Annotated in this window: 4 protein-coding genes; 2 read left to right on the forward strand and 2 right to left on the reverse strand. The window is 48.2% G+C overall.

Annotated elements, in window-relative coordinates; all coding sequences use genetic code 11:
* The coding region (locus ACWA6V_RS14615) for a D-hexose-6-phosphate mutarotase (protein WP_449523183.1) at positions 1 to 739 on the reverse strand (739 nt) is incomplete at its 3' end.
* Positions 740 to 908: 169 nt separating this feature from the next.
* On the opposite strand from ACWA6V_RS14615, the gene rapA reads away from it, so the two are divergent.
* Positions 909 to 3,893 carry an RNA polymerase-associated protein RapA gene (rapA, locus tag ACWA6V_RS14620; RefSeq protein WP_449523184.1) on the forward strand — a complete coding sequence of 995 codons (2,985 nt, stop codon included), beginning with the start codon at positions 909 to 911 and terminating at the stop codon, positions 3,891 to 3,893.
* Positions 3,894 to 3,996: 103 nt separating this feature from the next.
* A complete protein-coding gene (locus tag ACWA6V_RS14625; RefSeq protein WP_310070636.1) occupies positions 3,997 to 4,278 on the forward strand; it encodes a hypothetical protein in 282 nt (93 codons plus the stop codon).
* A gap of 112 nt (positions 4,279 to 4,390) precedes the next feature.
* Here ACWA6V_RS14625 and ACWA6V_RS14630 read toward each other — a convergent pair whose 3' ends face one another.
* Positions 4,391 to 6,808, reverse strand: coding sequence for a TonB-dependent receptor (locus ACWA6V_RS14630; protein WP_449523185.1), 2,418 nt, complete (start codon positions 6,806 to 6,808; stop codon positions 4,391 to 4,393).
* Between the last annotated feature and the right edge of the window lie 230 nt (positions 6,809 to 7,038).

The following is a 7,038-nucleotide window of genomic DNA, read 5'->3' on the forward strand; positions in this document are numbered from 1 at the left end:
TTTCGATATTGGGTGAGCCGCTGATGCTGACTGTGTTGTCGATTGCGTGATAAACACGATCTACCGGCCCCGGAAAATTTACATCGCCTGATTGGTGTTTTTCTGCATAGCCTTCAAAGTTGTCGAGATACTTTCTCTCTGTCAAGCCAAGTACGCGGACATCGCTCAGTGAGCGAATGCGATGGTAATTGTGCATCGCCCAACTGCAATCAAAGTTTTCGGTGTCGGTATTATTGATGGTGAGTTCGAGTTTGGCCGTGTTGCCTAATGTCATGCGCAATTCGGCTGAAAAATCGAACGGAAATAAATCGTTAGCATCGCTTAAAAATAAAAATTCCAGTTCGACGTTGCCGTCGCTCAGTAGATGCGCCTCACCTAATTCCCAAAAATTATTGCGCGCAAAACCGTGCTTGGGTTTGGTTGGGTCGGTTTGGTTGACGCCAAACCAGGGCAGGCATAGGGGAACGCCACCGCGTAGAGCGGTACCTGCGGAAAAATCACAATTGGGGCTGAGCCAAAGCAATGGATCTCCGTTGGTGGTTTTAAATTCCAAGAGATGCGCACCTTGCAGTGAAATGACTGCGCTGCACAATTCAGTTTCTACCACCAATAAGGGCAAGCCTGTCCCGGGTGAATTGGGGTACTGTTCTTTGCTGGTGGTAAGGCGTAAGAAGCCGGATTTGGCCACCAATTGGTCCAGGTGGAGTTTGCTTTCCGCATCGGGAGTGTTGATATGCATGATGGCTTCCATTTATGTGACTAATGGGCTCGATTCTATAGAAAAGCGTGCCAGCTAACAGCCAAATTTTTTGGTTTTGTGGGCTTTAAAACAGTATGATGCGCGCCTTTTCGACAATTTTGATTTTTCTTGGGCAGTGCCCGGATTCTGGAATAGAGTAGGTGCTTGAGTGAGTAGTAAAACGCAGTTTGTGGGTGGAACGGCTTTTGTCATCGGCCAGCGCTGGATTAGTGAGTCAGAAGCAGATTTGGGGCTGGGAATCGTGTTGGATGTGGCCAATCGCCGCCTAACCCTGAGTTTTCCCGCCGCGGGTGAACGCCGTACCTATGCGATAGATAACGCGCCCGTCAGCCGCGTGAAATACGAAGTGGGTGAGAAGGTTCGCCATCAGGACGGGACCAAAATCCAGATCACCAGTATTGTCGAGCAGGCTGGTTGTTTGATGTATGTCGGACTGAATAAGGAAGGCGAGGAGTTTTCCATCCCCGAATTTGAACTGGATAGCTTTGTGCAATTCAGTACACCGCGCGACCGTTTGTTTGCGGGGCAGATCGACAAACACAACCATTTCACTCTGCGGTACCAAACACTCCATTATCAAAACCAGCATCGCCAATCATCCATGTTTGGTTTGGCGGGGCCGCGTGTGCAATTGCTGCCGCATCAACTTTATATCGCTAGCGAAGTGTCCCAGCGCCATGCGCCGCGCGTGTTATTAGCGGACGAAGTCGGCTTGGGTAAAACCATCGAAGCCGGTTTGATTTTGCATCAACAATTAATGAGCGGGCGTGTACAGCGTGCATTGATTGTGGTGCCCGCGAGTTTGCAACACCAATGGTTGGTGGAAATGCTGCGCCGGTTTAATTTGGCGTTTACGCTGCTCGATGAAGCGCGCTGCAATGCCCTGGTGGGGCTGGACAGTGTTGAAGAGTCAGTCGATTACGTCGATGACTTTGCAGATGATGATTTTAAAGGCGATGACAAAGACGAGTTTGCACAAGCGGCGGATATCAGCAACCCGTTTGAAACTGCGCAGCTGGTTATTTGCTCGCTGGATTTTCTTACCAAAAATAATTATCGCTACGAGCAAGCGGTTGCGGCCGATTGGGATTTATTATTGGTAGATGAAGCGCACCATTTGCAATGGAGCGAAAAGAAGCCGAGCAAGGCCTACACCTGCATAGAAGGCTTGGCAAAAAAATCCAAAGGCCTGTTGTTGTTGACGGCAACGCCAGAGCAGTTGGGTGTAGAGAGCCATTTCGCGCGTTTGCGTTTGCTTGATCCGGATCGCTATTACGATTTGGAAAAATTTGTCGCCGAGCAAAAAGCCTATCAACCCTTAAATGGTTTAGTGCAAGAGTTATTGCAGGATCACAGCGACGATACCGGAAAAATTTCCGCCGCGCTGGTTAAATCCTTAAGTGCCTATTTGCCCGCTGAAACTATCAACGAATTGCAAGCGCAAGCGGAAACCCAAAGTCTGGGCGCGGCGATAGATACCGCCATTCACTACCTGTTAGATCGCCATGGCACCGGCCGCGTATTGTTCCGCAACACGCGTAATTCTGTGAGAGGATTTCCCGAGCGTAAATTGCAAGCGCACGCGCTTAATTTGGACGATGAAGATCTTATCGCCTTACTTGAGCAACCACTGGCGACACAAATTTGCGCCGAACAATATTGGCAACAAAAAACGGAATCTGATTGGTGGACACAAGATCCGCGTGTGATTTGGCTCGCCGAGTGGCTGCGTCAACATCGCCGGAAAAAAGTATTGGTGATTTGTGCCAACGCGGAATCTGCGCAATCAATCGAAGAGTATTTGCGTTTGCGCAAAGGCTTAACCACAGCCGTATTCCATGAAGGTTTGAATTTAATCGAACGCGACCGCGCTGCTGCTTATTTTGCTGAAGCTGAAGACGGTGCGCAGGTATTGGTCTGTTCGGAGATTGGCAGTGAAGGGCGCAACTTCCAATTTGCGCAGGACTTGGTGTTGTTTGATTTGCCAACCAATCCGGATTTGTTGGAGCAGCGTATTGGCCGTTTGGATCGTATCGGCCAAACCGCCACTGTGAATATCCATGTGCCTTATTATGAAGATACTGCACAGCAAAAATTGTTGGATTGGTATCACCAGGGTTTAAATGCCTTCGAAAAAACCTGTGCGATTGGCCAAGCGGCTTATGTGAAATTTGCTGAAGAATTATTGCCTGCGCTAGTGAATAATGATGATGAAACCTTTATCAACTTATTGGAACAAACCCGGCAATTTTCCGCTGAATTGGTCGCCCAGTTACAACAAGGGCGTGATCGCCTATTGGAATTGAATTCTTGCAAGCCAGCACAAGCGGAAGCGTTGGTTGATGCTTTGGCAGAAAATGATGTGAGCAGCGTGCTGCCGATTTACATGGAGCAGGTGTTCGATAGCTTCGGAATCGATTTTGAAAAGCACAGCGAAAAAAGTTTGGTGTTACACCCGAGCGACCATATGCGCATTGAACAATTTCCCGGTTTGCCGGAAGATGGTTTAACGGTGACCTATGATCGCCAGCAGGCGCTATCGCGTGAAGACATGCAGTTCCTCACTTGGGAGCATCCACTGGTGCGCGGTGCGCAGGATCTGATTTCACTCAGCGAATTTGGCAACACTGCTTTCTGTACCTTGAAGTTACCACCGTTAAAACCCGGCACCCTGATGCTGGAAGCCCTATTTGTATTGCATTGCCCGGCACCTGCAGAGTTGCAGTTGTTCCGCTATATGCCGCAATCCTTACTGCGGGTGTTGTTGGACGATAAGGGCAAGGATTTATCCAATGTGCTCGGCATTAACCAACTGAGTAAGTTGTTGCAAAAAGTTCCGCGCAATAACGCACAAGATCTGGTTCGCCACGCGCGCCCAACCCTGACCACTATGGTGCAAAAAGCCGAAGAAATTACCGCCGCAAAACAAACCGAATTAATTGCCGAAGCCCAAACGAAAGTGAGCGAGCAATTAAATGGCGAGCTGGCGCGCATGAAAGCCTTGAAAGAAGTAAACCCGAACGTACGTCAGAAAGAGATCGATTATTTGCAACAGCGCTTGGCCGCAAGCCAACACTTTTTGTCGCAAGCAAAAATTCGGTTGGATGCATTGCGCGTCGTAATGACGATATAAGAATTCGCTTTTAACCCTCATTCCCAAACTCAGCTTGGGAATGCTTACCTAATAGATACAATGATTCAATGGTTTTTGCCTGAATTAACCCGAGACAAACATTATGTATATTTTCTCTGCCAATGGCCGCGCAAAAAAGGCCTTCGATGATATTAAAGAAGGCCAAATGGTGCCCTTTATTGTGTATATCAATTTCAAAGATTTATTCGGTGCAGAGCACCTGTGTAAGCTCTATTTGATGCGCGCAGGTTTTATTGAAATACAAATTGAAAACCGCAAGCTGGTGCCTAGCAACCTGACTAGCGATCCGCGTGTGGTTGCGGCCGATAAGGCCATGGCAGAAGCGCTCAAAGATGGCTATATGATCCAGATGTTTGACGAATAACCCAATTTTTGACAACTAATCTAATTTTAGAAAATAAATAGTCTCGGTAAAATCCGGCGGCTTGATGGCCATGTTTTTTTCACATCAGTCCGCCGGACTCTTTAGTAAAATGTTACCACTCAAACATTAAGCCAATAATGGGGATTGCTTCCCCGTCTTCAATTTCCTCTTTTCCGCTGCGCTCGTTAAAATCTGAATTGCCGGGGTTTTCTGAGCCGAGCAAGTTAATGACATCTATAAATGCAATAACATTGGTGCGGCCAAAACTGCGCAGATAATCCGCGCGAAAATTCAATGAGCTGTAATTGCCATATCTATCCGTATTGGTTGCGATTGTCTCGCGAGAATAACGCAGTGGCTGTGCATCACCCAAAACATTATTGTGGATAATATAAGCGTCACTGGGTTTTCCGGATGCCCATTTCCAGCGCGACGATAATTTCCACCGCTGATTGATTTCCCAAACGCCACCGGTGCTCACAATATGCGGGCGGTTGAAGTCGGCATCGTATTCTTTTGCATCAGGATTATCGCGCACGCGCGCGTCGTTATAGGAATAATTGATGCTGGCTGACCAGCCATTATCGAACAGCCGCGTAAGCGCGGTATCAACACCAAAAGATTTTCCTTCGCCTGTATTGGCCAGTGTTTGATTAACATTGTCCCCGTTGACAACCAGGTTGTGCAAATCCTGGTAGTAGGGTTCGACTAACAACTCAACATCATTATTCCAGCGATAGACAAACCCTATGCTGACTTGATCGATTACTTCGTTTTCAAGTTGGCTGTTGTTTGCATCGCTGGCGCGGTCATTAAAGCGCGGCGCTTGAAAATAGCGTCCTGCGCTAGTTGTCAGACGTAGGTTGCTATTAATGAGCCAGGTAGCGCCAACGCGTGGTGATAGCAAGTCTTCACTGGAAAAATTATCGCGGTCGTAACGCGCACCTGCGCGAAAGCTCCAATCATCGAGCGCGAACTCCTGATTGGCGTAAAGTGCGTAATTGGTTTCAGTCTGCGTGTAATGATTATTAACTGCTTGCGGTGTGAGTACTACATATTTTTGCTCGGGATTTTCACGATAATCATTTTGATCATAGGTGTAGCGAATCCAGTCATCATCCAGTGCCAGTGAAAATGCCAAATCAACCTGGGTGATACGCAGGCCGCTGGATAAACGGCCGAATGTATTATTGATTTCAAAATCCGTTTGTAACCCGAGTTCTTGTTCTTCGGCTTCGGAGCGAAGAATATTGTTGCGCACAGGAATGGTGTTGGCAGGAGCACCTGTTTCTACAAGGTCTGGATAGGCTTCACCAGTGCTGCTGCGCTCGTCATAGTTGCGTAAATAAATTTGGTTGGTGAGTTCGCCATCGCTGCCAATCAAACGGGTCCAGGTCAGTGCAAAGAGGCTATTATCCGCTTCGCTGTCTACCAGCTCCACATCTACATAATTGCCCGGTTCATCTTCATCCGATGCCAATACGTTATCGATAGTGCGTTGGTATTCTTCGGGGGCGTAAATCGCGAGGAAACTCAATTGATCGTTATCACCAAGTTCGCTGGTAGATTTAAAAATCACATCGGTGAGTTTGGGTGTGCCTATATCATCCAACCCGATGGTTTCAAACAACCTGCCGAAATCGTAATCGCGTGCAGAAAATAAAATAGAGGTTTGGTCGTGAAACCCGCTGGGGCCATCGTAACCAATTTCGATGCCGGCAATATCCAGGCGGGTGCGATAGGAGGGAGTATCCGGATTACCTTCGGCGACATTTAACTTCAATAAGGAACCAGCGCGACCACCATAGGCAGGATTCCAGCCGCCCGGTTGAAATTCGGCGGTTGCGATGGTGTTGGGTGCAAAGACGGAATAGCGCCCGCCGCCTTCAATTTCTTCCTGCTCGCCGAAGCTATCGCTGAAATGCACCACCTTATCGAATGGAATGCCGTCCACCAGAATCAAATTGTCGCGCGGACCATTGCCGCGCACGGTAAAGCTGGAGAACTCGCCATCGCCGAACAAGCCCGGTAATCCATCGAGCGAGCGCAGCACATCGCTACCACTGCCAGCGGCGCTGTTCAGTGCTTCCCCATCAATAAAGCTGGTACCAGCCGGGTTGAGCGGATTGCCTGCAATCGTTTTTCCAACAACTAATAGTTCTTCCACACCTGGGCTGATGCCAGCAAGTTTGGTTTCTATCGGCGTTGTCTTATTATCCAGGACTCTTACTCGCGGCAGGCGCACACTTTGGTAATCCGGATGATTGATAAGCAGCGTATAGAGTCCGGCATCCAATGCATCAATTTGCACTAGGCCTTGTTCGTTCGCACGGGTTTCTGTAGTCGCACCAGCGCGCGATCGAAGGGTGATCGCGGCATTAGGGATAGGTCTCTGCGTACTGGAGTCAATCGCTGTCAGGCGAATTTTTCCGGTATCGGCGTAGGTGTTGGATACATAACCTGCAAGTACCAGCGGCAGGAGCGTGTGGGTGAAACGATACAATGGGTTGGTATGCTTGTGGTGGAACATAAATGTGACGACTCCTTGAGATTAAATGCGTAACCCATAATCCAGCACTACCTATGGGTGTAAGACTATACGTATCTAACGCACTTTTGTTTCACTGTGATGGTTGAAATGTTGATATGTTTTTAGGCATCAAATTAACGGGAGTACAAGAGTCTGCGAACTTTTAAACTGCTAGGGGGTCTAGAGATAAGTTTTTATCACTGGCACTTTTTCTGGCACTACAAGCATGT

This window comes from Cellvibrio sp. (genome assembly GCF_053579595.1).

Excerpts from the sequence above, each read along its gene's own strand:
- ACWA6V_RS14625 (WP_310070636.1), top strand. The coding sequence starts at position 3,997 with ATGTATATTTTCTCTGCCAATGGCCGCGCAAAAAAGGCCTTCGATGAT.
- ACWA6V_RS14630 (WP_449523185.1), bottom strand. The coding sequence starts at position 6,808 with ATGTTCCACCACAAGCATACCAACCCATTGTATCGTTTCACCCACACG.